15 protein-coding genes, 3 tRNA genes and 1 riboswitch are annotated in these 15788 nt (G+C 31.4%); of the genes, 5 read left to right on the top strand and 13 right to left on the bottom strand.

What is annotated here, in order from left to right; translation table 11 throughout:
• The first annotated feature begins 21 nt into the window (after window positions 1-21).
• Window positions 22-1221 (top strand): helix-hairpin-helix domain-containing protein, encoded by a 1200-nt coding sequence (locus tag N5D03_RS05065; protein WP_219033727.1) that lies wholly within the window; start codon window positions 22-24, stop codon window positions 1219-1221.
• Between the two features lie 81 nt (window positions 1222-1302).
• On the opposite strand, the gene N5D03_RS05060 is transcribed toward N5D03_RS05065, so the two are convergent.
• The 6 genes from N5D03_RS05060 to N5D03_RS05035 form a co-directional block, all read right to left on the bottom strand.
• Entirely contained in the window at window positions 1303-4215 is a 2913-nt protein-coding gene (locus N5D03_RS05060; RefSeq protein WP_280051079.1) for a M16 family metallopeptidase, read from the bottom strand.
• Window positions 4216-4286: 71 nt separating this feature from the next.
• Complete coding sequence (crcB, locus tag N5D03_RS05055; RefSeq protein WP_280051078.1) at window positions 4287-4664, bottom strand: fluoride efflux transporter CrcB; 378 nt, start codon at window positions 4662-4664, stop codon at window positions 4287-4289.
• Window positions 4664-4870, bottom strand: coding sequence for a hypothetical protein (locus N5D03_RS05050; protein ID WP_125349604.1), 207 nt, complete (start codon window positions 4868-4870; stop codon window positions 4664-4666). The genes crcB and N5D03_RS05050 overlap by 1 nt, the downstream gene beginning before the upstream one ends.
• Before the next feature lie 70 nt (window positions 4871-4940).
• The gene (locus N5D03_RS05045) at window positions 4941-6509 is read right to left on the bottom strand and encodes an FAD-dependent protein (protein WP_280051077.1); all 1569 of its coding nucleotides are present in this window, start codon (window positions 6507-6509) and stop codon (window positions 4941-4943) included.
• A 113-nt stretch (window positions 6510-6622) separates the two neighbouring features.
• Window positions 6623-7816 (bottom strand): C1 family peptidase, encoded by a 1194-nt coding sequence (locus N5D03_RS05040; protein WP_221854144.1) that lies wholly within the window; start codon window positions 7814-7816, stop codon window positions 6623-6625.
• 234 nt (window positions 7817-8050) lie between these two features.
• Window positions 8051-9649 carry a hypothetical protein gene (locus tag N5D03_RS05035; protein ID WP_257467997.1) on the bottom strand — a complete coding sequence of 533 codons (1599 nt, stop codon included), beginning with the start codon at window positions 9647-9649 and terminating at the stop codon, window positions 8051-8053.
• A 138-nt stretch (window positions 9650-9787) separates the two neighbouring features.
• Between N5D03_RS05035 and N5D03_RS05030 the strand changes: the two genes are divergently transcribed.
• The gene (locus N5D03_RS05030) at window positions 9788-10099 is read left to right on the top strand and encodes a DUF3817 domain-containing protein (RefSeq protein ID WP_219033722.1); all 312 of its coding nucleotides are present in this window, start codon (window positions 9788-9790) and stop codon (window positions 10097-10099) included.
• Between the two features lie 118 nt (window positions 10100-10217).
• Here the strand turns inward: N5D03_RS05030 and N5D03_RS05025 are convergent.
• The 3 genes from N5D03_RS05025 to N5D03_RS05015 all read right to left on the bottom strand — a co-directional run bounded on the left by N5D03_RS05025 (window position 10218) and on the right by N5D03_RS05015 (window position 10505).
• A tRNA-Gly gene (locus N5D03_RS05025) sits at window positions 10218-10290 on the bottom strand.
• Window positions 10291-10316: 26 nt separating this feature from the next.
• Window positions 10317-10400 (bottom strand) — tRNA-Leu (locus N5D03_RS05020).
• A gap of 32 nt (window positions 10401-10432) precedes the next feature.
• Window positions 10433-10505: transfer RNA gene (locus N5D03_RS05015), tRNA-Gly, on the bottom strand.
• 142 nt (window positions 10506-10647) lie between these two features.
• On the opposite strand from N5D03_RS05015, the gene N5D03_RS05010 reads away from it, so the two are divergent.
• Both N5D03_RS05010 and N5D03_RS05005 read left to right on the top strand, forming a co-directional pair.
• On the top strand, window positions 10648-11022 hold the full coding sequence (locus N5D03_RS05010) for a hypothetical protein (RefSeq protein ID WP_125350484.1): 375 nt from the start codon (window positions 10648-10650) through the stop codon (window positions 11020-11022).
• Window positions 11023-11025: 3 nt separating this feature from the next.
• Complete coding sequence (locus N5D03_RS05005; protein WP_280051076.1) at window positions 11026-11742, top strand: DUF2071 domain-containing protein; 717 nt, start codon at window positions 11026-11028, stop codon at window positions 11740-11742.
• 1 nt (window position 11743) lies between these two features.
• On the opposite strand, the gene cobC is transcribed toward N5D03_RS05005, so the two are convergent.
• The 4 genes from cobC to N5D03_RS04985 form a co-directional block, all read right to left on the bottom strand.
• On the bottom strand, window positions 11744-12304 hold the full coding sequence (gene cobC, locus N5D03_RS05000; RefSeq protein WP_280051075.1) for an alpha-ribazole phosphatase: 561 nt from the start codon (window positions 12302-12304) through the stop codon (window positions 11744-11746).
• Entirely contained in the window at window positions 12289-13065 is a 777-nt protein-coding gene (locus N5D03_RS04995; RefSeq protein ID WP_038333036.1) for an adenosylcobinamide-GDP ribazoletransferase, read from the bottom strand. Before N5D03_RS04995 ends, cobC begins: the two co-directional genes overlap by 16 nt.
• Window positions 13059-14078: a nicotinate-nucleotide--dimethylbenzimidazole phosphoribosyltransferase gene (gene cobT / locus N5D03_RS04990; RefSeq protein ID WP_038333038.1), complete on the bottom strand. Its 1020-nt coding sequence runs from the start codon at window positions 14076-14078 to the stop codon at window positions 13059-13061. Before cobT ends, N5D03_RS04995 begins: the two co-directional genes overlap by 7 nt.
• Window positions 14079-14179: 101 nt before the next feature.
• Window positions 14180-14312: riboswitch (cobalamin riboswitch) on the bottom strand.
• Window positions 14290-14913 (bottom strand): hypothetical protein, encoded by a 624-nt coding sequence (locus N5D03_RS04985; protein WP_038333041.1) that lies wholly within the window; start codon window positions 14911-14913, stop codon window positions 14290-14292. Its footprint overlaps the riboswitch before it by 23 nt.
• A gap of 146 nt (window positions 14914-15059) precedes the next feature.
• Between N5D03_RS04985 and N5D03_RS04980 the strand changes: the two genes are divergently transcribed.
• Window positions 15060-15749, top strand: coding sequence for a GAF domain-containing protein (locus N5D03_RS04980; RefSeq protein WP_280051074.1), 690 nt, complete (start codon window positions 15060-15062; stop codon window positions 15747-15749).
• Window positions 15750-15788 lie beyond the last annotated feature (39 nt).

The raw sequence follows: 15788 nt of genomic DNA, 5'->3' as shown, positions 1-15788 counted from the left end.
TTCACTTCTTTTCCAACCAAGATGAAATATTTAAAAAAATCTACTTTTTACCTGAATAAATCGCAAAGATTTGGCTTGTATTTATTATTTGTTTTGATTTTGTTATTTGAGATTTTTCAACATATTTCAGTTGAAAAAGAAACATATCAATTATCAGAAGCAGATAAAGCTTTGCTAGCAAATTATCAAAAAACTCCGAAAAATTATACATTTAATTCTACTTCAAATAAACAAGTAAAAGATTCAATCAAACCCTTTAACCCAAACGAATTATCTTTAGAAGATTGGATGAATTTAGGGTTTTCGGAACGTCAAGCCGAAGTCATTTTGAAATATAAAGGAATTGTTGGCGGAGAATTTACATCGAAAGAACAGCTTAAGAAATGTTATGTTATCGATGAAGGAAAGTATAATGAATTAGCTCCTTTTGTTCTTTTACCAGAACAATCTAAATCGAGTTTTATAGATTATTCATCACCAAAAACTAAAATAGTTTACAAAAATTTCAATCCAAATGATTTGCCACAACAAGGCTGGGAAAAACTTGGTTTTTCGCCAAAACAGGCAGAAATAATCATGAAATATAAACAGATTGTTGGAGGAAAGTTTACCTCGAAAGAGCAATTGAGGAAATGTTTTGTGATTGATGATGCGAAATATGCAGAGATGAAAACGTATATTTTGTTACCAGAAAAATCAAAGGAAGATGAAAAAAATGAGAAAAAACAAAGTGGCAAAAAGATTCAATATGTAAAATTTAATCCAAATAGTTATTCTGAAAATGATTGGCAAAAAATAGGTTTTTCGTCTAAACAAGCTGCTTCAATTATGAAATATAAAAATATTTTGGGAGGTCAGTTTAAATCGAAAGAACAATTGAAAAAATGTTATATGATTTCGGATGAAAAATATGCAGAAATGGAATCTTATATTGATTTACCTGAAAATGTAATTTATAAAGCTGAGCAGCCAAAAGTTGAACAGTCAAAAAGTGAAGATAAAGTAGCAGAAAAAATAGAAATAAAAGGTAAGTTTAATCCAAATAATTTGAGTCATGAGGATTGGATAAAACTCGGTTTCACAGAGAAACAAGTAAATACGATTCTTAATTTTAAACGTTCGTTAGGTGGGAGTTTTAAAGATGCAAAAACATTGAAAAGATGTTATGCAATAAGTGAAGAAAAGTTTATGGAAATTGAGCCTTATTTGGTGTTTGAGTGATTTCATTCATTGGTTAGTTTTTAAAATAAACGCGTTGTAGGATTTCCTAAACGCGTTTATTTGTTTTTATGTGTTTGATTATTAGTAGTTAAACAACTCTTCTAACGTTAATTCTTTTACTTGTCCAAGTTTTTCAACAGATGGCCAATCTAAGTTTTCTTTCTTACCAATTAAACCAACATTGAAGTTTTGACCTTTGATATGTTTTTGGAAAAATTGATCCAATTGATCTAATGTTAATTTAGATGTTTGATCGTAAATATCTTTATTGATATCATAATTTAGACCTTTATCTTGTAATGATAACCAATAAAAGAACACATTTGCTTTTGTATAACGACTTGTAGCGATTTGCTTAAGTGCTGCTTGCTTAGAATTATTGAATTGATTTTCTGCTTTTGGCATATTATTCATTAATTCTTTCATTGCGTCAACAGCTTGTGGCAATTTGTTTGCTTGTGTTCCAATTACAGCTCTTACATAATTGTAATTATCTTTTTTATTTGCATTAATGTAATAAGAACCAGCAGAATAAGCCAATGATTTAGACTCGCGAATTTCTTGGAAAACGATAGATGACAAACCTCCACCAAAATACTCATTGAAAATTCCTGTAGATGTCAACAAAGTTGGATCATATTTAGTATCACGAGCAAAGAAATTAATTTCCGCTTGTACCATATCGTAAGGAGCAAAATATACTTTGCCATCTGTAGCTGGTTGTGGATATTCTTTTTTCTTAGGATAATCTAAATTTTTCCCGAAATTATGATTTTGTTCAATTGCTTTTTTCGTTTCCGCTTCATTATTTCCGTAATAGAAAATCTGGTGCTTGTAATTAAAGAAATCTTTGATGATTTGCGTTAATTCTTTTGGATCAATAGCTTTCAAATCAGCTTCAGAAATAATATCTCTCGAGCGATTATTTGGTCCATATTGCGCATAAGTGTTCAACAAAGAAGAAATCACGTTTTTGTTCTTTTTTGAATTTTCTCTTGATTTCAAGATTGTTTTCACATATTCTTGGTAAGATTCATTATTTGCAACGGCATCACTTAAAAGATGTTCAAATAATTTGATTCCGCTTGTTAAGTTCTTTTGTAAACCTGTGATATAAACAAAACTTCTGTCTGTTCCAGAATTTACATTGTACGAAACTCCTAATTTATAGAACTCTTTTTTCAACGCTTCTGGCGAATATTTAGACGTTCCTAAATAGTTCAAATAATTGATTGCTAAACCTAATTTTTTGTTGTGATCAGAGCCCAGATCCAAGATATAGTACACAGAACTTAGGTCATTTGTATTATTTTTGATCGAAGTAAACGCTGTATTTCTAACTTTACTTTCGTTCAATTCTTTTTTGAAATCAACAAAAACTGGTTGAATATCTTTTGTTTCAATTTTTTGGAAATCTTTGTAGAATTGAGATTCAGCATCACGATTCAATTGAATTGGCGTAATTCCAGGATTAGAAACACGAACCAAATCTTTGTTTTCACCTTGACGTTTGTAAACAATTACATAATTATTATTGTAATTTTTCTTCGCAAAATCCATCAATTGTTGTTTCGTGATTTTAGACAAATCGTCGTATTCACTTACCACATTCGACCAAGGCGTTTCGTTGATATACGCAGTATATAAGCTGGCTGCCAATGCACGAGAATTTTCCCACGATTGTAAACGTGATTTTTTCAAATCATTTACAACGGCATCAATCATCCAATCTTCAAATTTTCCTTGTTTGATATTTTCTATCTGACCTAAAATCAAATCACGAACTTCTTCTAAACTTTGACCTTGTTTTGGCGTTCCCGAAAAAGAATGCATTCCCAAATCACGGAAAAATGAAGCGCCACTTCCAGCTCCTAAAGCTTTTTGTTGTTGATTGATATTTAAATCAATTAATCCAGCCGTAGAATTGCTTAAGATATAATCAATTAACGTTACATATTTTGCATCGTCGCTATTTGCGCCATTAAAACGATAAGCAAATTGAACGCGCTCCGAAGATGGACTAAAAACTTCACTTGTTACGATAGATTTTATCGGTTCTTCTTTCGCTACATATTGCTGTGGAGCAGGTTTTGTAGCATAATTTCCGAAATATTTATCAATCATTGGAACAGCTGTATCAAAATCGAAATCACCAATCAACATCACAGCCATATTGCTCGCTACATAATATTTATTGAAATAATTATGAATGGCAACCATTGATGGATTTTTCAAATGTTCTGAAGTTCCAATTGTAGTTTGTGTTCCGTAATGAGATTTCGGAAATAACGTTTGCATTAGTTTATAGTAAACCAAACGTCCGTCGTTATCTTGCGCACGATTAAACTCTTCGTAAACGGCTTCTAATTCAGTATGAAAAAGACGTAAAGTTAATTCACTAAAGCGCTCAGATTCTACTGTTAACCATTTCTCTAATTCATTATTCGGAATATTATTATGATAAATTGTTTCTTCTAAAGATGTATGTGCATTAGTTCCTGATGCTCCCAAAGATGAAATTAATTTATCGTATTCGTTTGCCACAGCATATTTGGATGCTTCTTGCGAAACTTGATCAATTTTTTTATAGATTTCTACTTTTTTTGCAGGATCTTTTTCTGCTTTGTGCTGTTCGTATAAATCTGAAATTTGTTGGATCAAAGGTTTTTCAACAGCCCAATTTTGTGTTCCAATTTTAGAAGTTCCTTTAAAAACCATATGCTCTAAGTAGTGAGCCAAACCAGTATTGTCTTCTGGATCGTTGTTAGAACCTGTTTTTACAGCTATATGAGTTTGGATTCTTGGTTCGTCTTTTATTTGAGCCAAATAGATTTTCAAACCATTTTTTAGCGTATAAATTCTTGTATTCGAAGGATCATTTTCTACCATTTCGTAGGTATATCCTTTATTGTCAGTTTTTTTCACTGTTTTTAATTGTGCGTGAGTAAATACAGAACCAAAAATGATTCCGCAGATCAAAATAGATTTCCTCATGTATTAATTTTTTAAGTTGCTTAAAAGTAATACATTAAAACGAATAAGAGAAAACTATTTTCGATATAGAGTTATTTTGTTAATCTAAAACCAATCATTGTAAAGAGTAAACCAATGAGTACACTCAAAAAAATATAAATAATTGGTGTGATGTAATTTTGTTGTTGAATTAAGTTGAAATTTTCATACGAAAAACTTGAAAATGTCGTGAAACCTCCGCAAAATCCTGTTATCAGTAAAAAATTGAAATAGGTGTTTCCTAAACCATTTTTGATTGAATATCCATATAAAGCACCAATTAAAAAACAACCGATAATATTTGTCAAAAACGTAGCAAATGGAAAAGGTTGCGAATAATATTTTCCGATTCCGTATGAAATTAAAAATCTTGCAACACTACCAAAAGCGCCACCTAAACCAACGAATAGTATAGATTTTAAGAGATTCATTAAATTCTATTAACAATTTTAATTAAAGCTAAAAATAGTAAAATGATGAATGAAATAATTCCTAAAAAGAATAAACCTAATCCAAAATAAGCAATTGTAATTGTTCCAATATTCCAACCGATTAAGTTGATTGAATAACCTATCAAAATCAGTACTACTGAAATCAATAAAAATTTGAAATTATTTACTTTTTCTAAATTCATCATTCCTAAAGATGTGAAGCTAAAACAAGTTCAGCTTGACATCTGTATTTTATTTTGAGTATTAAATATAAAACTATTTTCCGATAAAATTCTTCACAGCAATTGCAACTTTTGCTCCGTCCATTGCGGCAGAAATAATTCCACCAGCGTAACCAGCTCCTTCAGCGCAAGGAAATAAACCAGCAACTTGCGTATGTTCTAAGGTTTCTTCATTTCTCGGAATACGAACAGGCGAAGAAGTTCTGGATTCTGTTGCCACAATATTTGCATTTTCGGTATAGTAACCATTCATTTTTTTACCAAATGTTTGGAAACCTAATTTTAAAGATTGATGAACTTCTTTTGGTAAAACTTCGCTCAATAAACCTGATGTTAAACCTGGTAAATAAGAACAATCATTTAATGAATTAGATAATTTCCCTGAAACAAAATCAGTCATTCGTTGTGCGGGAGCTTTTAATTTACCTCCACCAACTTGCCACGCTTTTTGCTCGACCATTTGTTGAAACTTCATTCCAGCCAAAGGTCCAGTAAAACCATATTTAGCAAAATCTTTTTCATCAACTGTTACAACCATTCCCGAGTTTGCAAAGAAACCGTCACGTTTGGAAGGTGACCAACCATTTACCACCAATTCCCCTTCGTCTGTAGATGCGGGCGCGATAATTCCACCAGGACACATGCAAAAAGAGAAAACGCCGCGACCTGCTTCTTGCGAAACTAATGAATACGAGGCTGGCGGAAGAAATTCGTTGCGTTCTGTTCCGATTGGACAATGATATTGAGCAGAATCAATCAAACTTTGGTGATGTTCTACACGAACGCCTAATGCAAAAGGTTTTGCTTCGATTAAAACTTTCTTTTCATCTAACATTCTGAAAATATCACGAGCCGAATGTCCCGTTGCTAAGATCAAAGAAGAAGTTTTAATTTTTTTATCATGATTAATTTCAATTCCTTTGATTTGATTATTCTCGATGATAATATCCGTTAGTTTTGTATCAAACCAAACTTCACCACCACATTCGATAATTGCTTCGCGCATGTTGGCGATAATCCCAGGTAACTTATTTGTTCCGATATGTGGATGCGCTTCTTGTAAAATACGCTCTGTTGCACCGAAATGGACAAACCATTGCAATGATTTCAGAATGTTTCCACGTTTTGTAGAACGCGTATATAATTTTCCGTCCGAATAAGTTCCAGCGCCACCTTCGCCATAACAATAGTTTGATTCAGGATTTACTTTTCCTTCTTTATTCATTGCTGCTAAATCACGACGACGATCACGAACATTTTTACCACGCTCGATGATAATTGGTTTTAGACCTTGTTCTATTAATTCTAACGCAGCAAATAATCCAGCAGGACCAGCACCAGCAATATAAACTTCGTGTTTGTTTTCTACATTTTGAAGATTTGGATGAAACTCGAAAGCATCAGAGAATTCTTCATTTACAAAAACATTGACTTGTAATTGGGAAATAATATTTCGGCTTCGTGCATCTAAAGAGCGACGAATAATTTGGTAAGCATTGATATTCTCTGGTTTTGTTTTAACAGCAGATGCTAAACGTTGTTTCAAAATTTTCTCGTTTGCAGCTTCTGTAGGAGATATGCGTATTGTTACATTTTGAGGCATATTTATTGACTAAAAATTAGACTGCAAAAGTACATCAAACCATTTGAAATATTCGTTTTTAAACAAAAAAAGCTGTCTCATAAGACAGCTTTTCATTATTATATAAATTAAGATTATAATCCTAATTTTTTCAACGTTTGTTTTTGAACTCCGTTTTTATGAACTAAAATATTTGTTGTTTTGTACTGAACAAAAGCTTTTGTTACATAAAGATATCCTTCGTAATCGTTAGTTAAACCCCAAGAGTTTTTCACGATGTAGTAATCTTTACCGTTTTGATCTTTTGCAATACCAACAATGTGCATTCCGTGGTCATCAGTCGTTTGGTAATCATCAAAAGCAGCTTGACGCATATCTTCTGTAATTACTTTTTCTGGTTTTGGACCTTTGAACATATCTGCTTTTTGTTGCGCATTCATATCTGCAAAATCAACTTCTGGTACATACGCTACACCATTTTTCCAGCTAAATCCTTTTTCAGAAACGTCTGTTGCCCAAGCAACTGTAAATCCGTTTTTCAAAGCATAATCAATGTTATCAGTCATCTCTGTCATCGGAACATTGTAGAAAGATTCGTACGCCCAGTTATCAGGAATCGCTAATACAAACGGTTTGTAATAGTCGTGATCTTTAAAAGATGTAATCGCAACATAATCGTTTGGATTAATTCCTACCACTTGATCAGCAAATGTACGTGGTGTGTATTTTTTTCCGTTGTATGTGAATTCTTTTGGATATTCTCCTAAATAGCTATCCAAAACAGCTGTATAGGCTTTCTCCCAGTTTGGAGTTAATTTACCATTTGGATTTGCAACAACCGCTTTCAAAACTCCTTCTTGAATTGCAGCCATTTCACCAAATTGATTTGTTTTTGTTCCGTAATTCAAACCTGTGTAAGTTTCAGTTGGAACAGCTCCGTATTTTTTGATTGTATTCAAAACATCATAGAAAGAACCTCCGTCACCTAAAGTTGTTGCACCATGCATGCGAACATATTGTTTTCCTTTCTCAACATATGTATTTCTCGCATTGAAAATTGGAGACAATTGAATAGGTTGTTTTCCCATTCTTAACATTTCAGATTCGAAGAAAGAATTTCCTGAATATGACCAACAAGTTCCTGATGAACCTTGGTTTTCTACTGGAGTTTTAGCTAAATTGATAACATCAGTAAATTTGAAAGCTTCTTTACTATTTTCACTAACATTTTTGTTCAAAGAATTAACTAAATTGTCTTGTGCAGACACCAATTGAGCTGAAGCTAAAAATAAAGCTGAAGCTAAAACTGGATAAAAAATTTTACGCATTTTTAAATTTATTTTGTGTGAGTATTTTATAAGTAGCTAATTTCACGAAAATGTTAACAATAAACCTATAAAAATTTAAAGTTTTTTTAATAAAAATTCTTAGTATTCATTCACACAGTACGTTTGGTAAATTAAAACAGACTTGTTTGTGATAAAAGTTTCTTTACGGACATTACAAACAGATATGATTTAAATAAATGTAGGTTACAGATAAATAAACTTTGTAATGTTTTTTTAAAACTGGCTTAATATCCCAAAGTGGATTTTAGATTCTTTAAAATCGAATGAAGTTTCGTCTGTTTTACCAACTGCATAACTCAAATTGAAAATTCCCATTTTAGTTAAAAAAGAAATTCCAGTTCCTAAACTTAACAAAGACGTATTCAGATTTGCGCGTTTGTTATCTATAAAACCATAATCGGCGAAAAGTCCAATATAGAATGCTTCGCTTGGAACAAAACGATAATCTGCACTCAAAAATCCGTACATATTTGTTGTAATACTTTCTTCGTTAAAACCTCTAAAACTACCAAAACCACCAATTCTGTACAATTCGTTTTCGGAGAAATCATCGTCTTTCGTGAGCAAACCTCTAAATTCTGCACCAGCTTTTAAGAAATGTTTTTTGGACAATTCGAATAAACGAAATGTTTTTAGACCAACTTCAATTTGATTGACGGTTTTATTTTCCAAATCTTCTGTCCACGAAAAATTCTTTTCCTTTTTACGAATCGAATTTACCACAACATTCAACATAGATTTTCCTTCCATCAAACGAAAAGGATGTTTCAGGAAATAGTGATAACTCAAACCAAAACCAATTTTCGAATAATCGTCGTAGCTCGATTTTAGATAGGAATCATCTTCCAACAAAAAGTTAGACGATTGTATAATTCCGCTTACACCAATATTCGAGTTGAGGTTGAGTTGATAAAATAATCGCTCCGAAAAATCTAAATTCACAAAAACAGAATCTTGTTTGAAAAGCTTGAAATTCGTTTCCGAACCAATCGCAGATTTGAACAAATAAGGTACTTTAACACCAATATTCAACGACGTATTTTTATTTGCTGTTCCAATCCAATTTAACCTGATTTCTTCCAAACTATTGAACACGTTGTTCAACGAAAGTTGTACATTTCCGTTCAATCTAAAATCGCCGTTATCATCTGTTCCAAAACCTAAAACACCATCAAAATAATTTGAATTTACTTTGCGAGGATACAAATATAAAATCGTAGAATCAGGCTTAAATAAAGTTTGTGGTAATTGCGCTTCTGCAATATAATTGGTTTGTTGCATTAATGTCGAAATTGTTGCCAACTTCTGTTCATTGTATACTTCGCCAGTTTTTATATTGAGTCCATGACGCAAATAACCTTTGGATAATTTTTCGTAACCAACCAATTTTACACCATCTATTGTTCGCAGATTTCCTTTGTCTAAAACCAATTCAATTTTCTGTTCATTTTGTTCAAAACCATTTGGAACAAGTTTTATTTGCGCAAACGGATAACCTTGATTAGTGTTGGTTGTTGCTATTTTATTTAGAATAGAATCTAAATTATTTGTTGGGAAATAATTATTTTTATTTTCGAACAATTCATTGTTTTTCACCCAAATTGTTTGGTACAATTTTCCTTTATTTAGATAAACTTTTTCATTTTTTATCGAATCAATCGTCAAAGTATAATAACCTGTTTTTTGAAGCGAATCTAAAGATGAATCAAGATTTTTGCTTTCGAAATCTTTTGTATACGATTTTGTATCATCATTATATCGTAAAAAATGATATGTTTTTTCTTGTCCAAAAAGTAAAATAGTTTGGATCAAAAAGAAGAATATGTAGCCTAAAAATCGCATTGTTGGTTATAATAACGTGTAAAATAGATGTTAAGTATTTGTTTTACTGATATCTATTAGTGTTCATGTGGAAATTAAAAATTATTTTTGACTTCAAATTTAAGATGAATGTTGAAATTATTTAAAATTACTGGATATTTAGAAGCTATTTCTGCGATAGTTTTGTTTTTTATCGCAATGCCAATGAAATATATTTGGGAAGATCCGACATGGGTAACATACGCAGGACGCGTACACGGAGGATTGTTTATAGCTTATATTATATTGGTTTATTTATTGAAAGAAAAATACAATTGGTCTTGGAAAATTTTTATGATCTTTTTTATCGCAGCAGTTATTCCTGGAGGAACAATTTGGGCAGAAAAAAGATTAATCGAAGGCAAAAAATATAAACAAATGTTGGCTGAAGAAGCGAAATAAGACAACGATTAGATAAAAAAGTAAAACCTTAAACGTGATTGTTTGAGGTTTTTTTATGTTTTAGGAATCAAATTTTTCTAAATAAAAAAAGCCGAAGATTAATCTTCGGCTTTTACAGAGCGGGAAACGAGACTCGAACTCGCAACATTCAGCTTGGAAGGCTGACGCTCTACCAATTGAGCTATTCCCGCGTAAATTTTCAAATCAAATTAAAAAGTACCTCAGGCGGGACTTGAACCCGCACGTCCTAATGGACACAGGATTTTAAGTCCTGCGTGTCTACCAATTCCACCACCAAGGCAAAATTTGATTTTTGAATTTAATATTTCAAAGAGCGGGAAACGAGACTCGAACTCGCAACATTCAGCTTGGAAGGCTGACGCTCTACCAATTGAGCTATTCCCGCGTTGTGAGTGCAAATATAAGGTCATTAATATTACTTTTGCAAGTGTTTTTCGAATAAATTTTACAACTTTTTTCTAATAAATTAATTTTGAAATATTTGACTTGTTGATTTTTTTTGAGAAATTAGGGAATTGAATTATTTTATGGAGAAATTATTTATTTTTTGTGGTGTTTTTCTTCTTGTGATGAGTTGTAATTCTAAGAAAAAGTTTGAATCAGATAAATGGATTCCTTTTGAGGAAGGAGTTTACGGACAAAATTATCGTTATAAGATGTTGGATGATTTGGTTAATAATGTTTTAAAATTTGATTCATATAATTCAAATGGAACTTCAAAAAATGAGGTTTATAAATTGATTGGTAAGCCTGATGAAATTTTAGATAAAATGGAGGTTTATTTAATTCAAGAAAAAATTGGTAAAATTGATCAAAATGGAGAAATTAAACTTTATTTAAAATATAGTGATAATTTGACGTTGAATTATTGGAAAATACAAGAAACAACTTACAAAGAATAAATTATGAAAATCCCTACAATTTATGGTATTATAGAACGTAGAATGTTAATCAATTTTTGTGTAGAATCACACTATATTGAGACGATTTTACCTCAACCTTTTCGTCCAAAATTGTACAAAGGAAAAGCAATTGCTGGAATCTGTTTGATTCGATTAAAAGATATAAAACCAAAAGGTTTACCTGATTTTGTAGGAGTGAATTCTGAAAATGCAGCGCATCGAATCGCGGTTGAATGGGAAGAAAATGGTGTGACAAAAGAAGGTGTATATATCCCGATGAGAGATACTTCTCTAAAATTGAATACGCTTGTTGGTGGTCGAGTTTTTCCTGGGAAACATTATTTTGCGAAGTTTAATGTTATAGAAGAAAACGATAATTATCATTTAGATTTCACGAGTTCTGACGATACACGAATTGAAATTGATGCAAAAAAATCTGTTGAATTTAATTCGAATTCGATTTTCGAAACGTTGAATGAAGTTTCAAAATTCTTCGAGAATGGTTCTGTCGGTTATTCTCCAAATGGAAATAATTTTGAAGGTCTAAAACTCGAAACCTATAATTGGGGAGTAGAACCTTTGGAAGTTTTACATGTGAAATCAAGTTTTTTTGAAAATGAAACAATCTTTCCAATAGGTTCTGTTCAGTTTGATAATGCAATTCTTATGACAAATATCGAGCATGAATGGAAGTCGTTAGAAAAGATAAAATGTTTGTAATCTATTCTTTCTTCAAAATAAAATCTTCCTCATTTGTTTTTCCTAAATTAAACTGAAACATTTCACCATAATTTATAGGTATTTTGAATGCATTTTTGATTGGTATTTGCAACAAATAACACCACATCAAACGGATGATTCCACCATGTGCAACAATCAGCACTTTTTCGTGTTGAGTATTTCGTAACTCGTCCATAAAATCAAAAAGTCGCGTAGACATATCTTGCATTGATTCGCCGTTTGGTGTTTTAGTTTCGACAAAATCGGCGTACCAAGGTTCTATTTCTTCCGAAGGAATTTCGTTCCACGATTTCATTTCCCAATCTCCAAAATTGAATTCTTTTAATCGATCATCAAAAATAATTTCATTCGAGAAAGTTTCTGCCAATCGTTGACAACGACTTAATGGACTTGAAAAAATTATCTCAAAGTCGTTTTCGATCTTAGTATGAATTTGTACTACTTCTTGATGAAAAGTATCAGCTAATTCCACATCAGTTTGTCCGTAACAAACCGATGAAGGAACATTAACTTTTGTATGTCGAATTACAGAAACTTGCATAGAATTAAAACGCCAAGATAAAACAAAACTTCGGTAACTTGTTGCACAGTTCCCAAGCAATCGCCTGTATATCCACCAATATATTTTTTGAAATACCAGCCCAAATAAACTTTTCCTATGTAACAAAGTGGTAATATCAACAAGAATTTCCATTCGCCAAAAACAATAAAAGGCACAAGACAGAAAAGAAAACTAATGATAAGATTTTTTATTGGAAGTGCTTTATTTGCCATCGGTTTTGATTTACTTTTGTCGATATCTGTCACATATTCGTGTGTATAAATCATCATTCCAGAAAAAAAGCGACTAACCGAATGTGCTGCAATCAAGCTGAAAATCATCAACCAAAAATTATTTTCTGCAATATGTTGAAGTGATGTGAATTTCAATAACAACAATAAGATAACACCAATTACACCATAAGCTCCAATTCGGCTATCTTTCATAATTGTCAAGATTTTTTCTTTGCCATAACCGCCTCCAAAACTATCGCAAACATCGGTGAAACCATCTTCATGAAAAGCTCCTGTCAGTAAAACGCTTGTAATCATTGTGATAATAATAGCAATATCAATAGGTAAAATAAATTGACAAATTGTATAAATCAATGCATTAAAAGCGCCAACCAATAAACCAATCGCTGCATAGTATTTTTGTGATTGATTCATGATTTCGTTGCTATATGGAATTTTGAACGGAATCGGAATTCGCGTAAAAAACATCAATGCGGTTAAAAAATAAGCGATTTCTTTTTTTAGCATTTCACTTCAGTTTCTTTGTTACTCACGCCTGCAGATTCGAAACTCGCCATATCATTGTAGAAATTTACCGCACTTTTGATAATTGGATAAGCCAACGCACACCCCGTTCCTTCACCAACTCGCAAATTGATGTTCAGAATTGGTTCTTCGTTGAAATAATTTAATAAATATTGATGTCCAGATTCATCACTTTGATGACAGAAAATTGTATTGTTTAAAATTTCTGGGTTTAATTTAGACGCAACCAAAATCGCAGACGAAGCAATATATCCATCAATCATCAACAACATATTATGTTCATAAGCAGATAACATTGCAGCTGTCATTTGAGCAACTTCAAAACCTCCAAAAGTGGCTAAAATTTCTTTTGGATCAGTAATTTTCCTATGTGTATTTTTAACCTGATTTAGAATATTGATTTTATTTTGTAATTGCTCATCATTCAAACCTGTTCCACGTCCTACACATTGTTCAAGCGGTAAATCGGTCAAATAATGTACAAGCATCGATGCAGAAGAGGTATTCCCAATTCCCATTTCGCCAAAACCAATAATATTTGTTCCATTTTGAGCGATTTCGTTCACAATTGTCTTCGAATAATCAAAACATTGTTCCAATTGATCTAAGGTCATTGCAGGTTCGTGCAAGAAATTTTTGGTTGATTTGGCTACTTTACAATTTTTCAAAACCGAATAATCCTCGAAATCATAATTTACACCAGCGTCAACAATCGTTAAATTAATCTCATTTTGATTACAAAAAACATTAATAGCTGCTCCATTATTTAGGAAATTTAAAACCATTTGAGGTGTAACTTCCGCAGGATACGCACTAACACCAGATTGTGCAATTCCGTGATCGCTTGCGAAAACGATTAGATGAGGTTTTATTAATTCTAAATGATTTTTTTGCTGAACCAAACCAATTTTAAGTGCGATTTTTTCTAATAAACCTAAAGCTCCAAGCGGTTTTGTTTTAAGATCAATAATGTGTTGAATTTCTTCTTTTTGCATTTTATACTAAACTAAATTTTAATAAAAAAATGCTTTCGAAATCAAGTGCAATCAATTCAACAAATAATAAAAATATATGTAGTTTTGATTGAGCTTCAATCGCGAAAGCATCATCTAAAAAGTGGTCTGGCTTATAGTTTTTCTCTACTTACAGTTGCGCGACAGCTCGAGATTTGCACTCGATTCCCTTTTGTGCAAGCAAGGTAATAAATTATTTTTCTGGGACAAAATTTTCATCAATCACTATATCTCCCATCAAAACGACTTGCTCTTCAAAATCAGAAGTGTTTAAATTAACTTTATTCGGAAAATTTTTAAATGAATAAGATTTATAAACTTCTGAATTTATTTCATTTGAAGCTAATCTTAGGTTAAGTTCAGTATTTTTTAAAGTCTCAAATTGTATTGTATATTCCTCGCCAACGTTTAATTTACTTTCTACTAATTCATCATTAATTAACAAACGATATGTTTTGATTTCTAAGTTAGAATTTCCAAAATTAACTTTTATTTTGAATTTTATTTTTTCTTTGTGAATCGAATCATTTTTTGCAACTAAAGGTTCTGTACAATTTGGTTTATCCTGTCCATTTGTACATGAATTTAATAACCCAAAAGCAGAAAAAATCATGACATTAGAAATCGTTTTCTTAAAAAGATTTTGACCTAATTGACTTGGATGAAAAATACCACAATGAACGTTGCTTTTCTGAAATTCATTCGAAATTTCGTCATTTGTCAAATTAGAAAAGTCAGTGATTTTATGTTGACATTTTGCACAGAAATTTTCGTTTGTTAATTTCTCTTTGCAAGGAATTGGAATTGTGATTTTCATATTTTTTAAAGTTTAGATTTATAATAGAGATGATTTTATGAATAAAAAGGTTGGTTTTATTTTTAGAAATAATTGATTTAGAATATTTGGATTTATGTAATATCTTTAACCACCTCTACTTTCCTATTAAATAAGATCAATTTTTAATGAAAAATTTTCCCATCCCAACGAACGAAAAGCAAAGATTGCAAGCGGTTTACGATTATAATTTACAAGAACATGATAAAGACGAAGAATTAGAGGTTTTTGCAAATGCTGCGAGTTTGATTTGTAATGCGCCAATTGCGTTAGTTTCTATTTTTGATGAAAACTATCAAGTGATTAAAGCCAATTGCGGAATCGAGGTAGATATTGTTCCACGTCAACAAACTATTTGTCAATTTTCTTTAATGGAAGAAGAAATTTTGGTGATTGATGATGTGACGAAATTTGAACCTGCAAAAAATATTGCTGGAGTAAAAGCTGCAAATATTCAGTTTTATGCTGGTGTTCCGTTGATTGATGACAATGGAAATGCGTTGGGAACATTGTGTGTAAACGACCATTATCCAAGAACGTTAGACGATAAACAACGTAATTTATTGATTCAACTTGGGAAAAATATTACCAAATTATTGGTGAGTAAAAAGCGAAAAAAAGACGCTTCTTACTTTCAAAATATCTATAAAATATCTAATAATCTTATTGGAGTTGCCGATATTAATGGTGTTCTAAAATCTATAAATCCTTCTTTTAAAGAGGTTTTAGGAATAAAAGATGAAAAGACAATTATTGCAGAAAACTTTTTAGATTTTGTTTCGGAAAAAGATAAAAAGAAAGTTAATACGTATTTATAAAATCTTAAAAATAATACAGATTCAATCAATTTCAAATGT

The sequence above is a fragment of the Empedobacter sp. GD03861 genome, from assembly GCF_029840885.1.
GTDB classification, from domain to species: Bacteria; Bacteroidota; Bacteroidia; order Flavobacteriales; family Weeksellaceae; genus Empedobacter; species Empedobacter falsenii_B.
The sequence above is the reverse complement of the archived record's forward strand: the minus strand, read 5'-3'. Positions and strand labels throughout refer to the sequence as shown.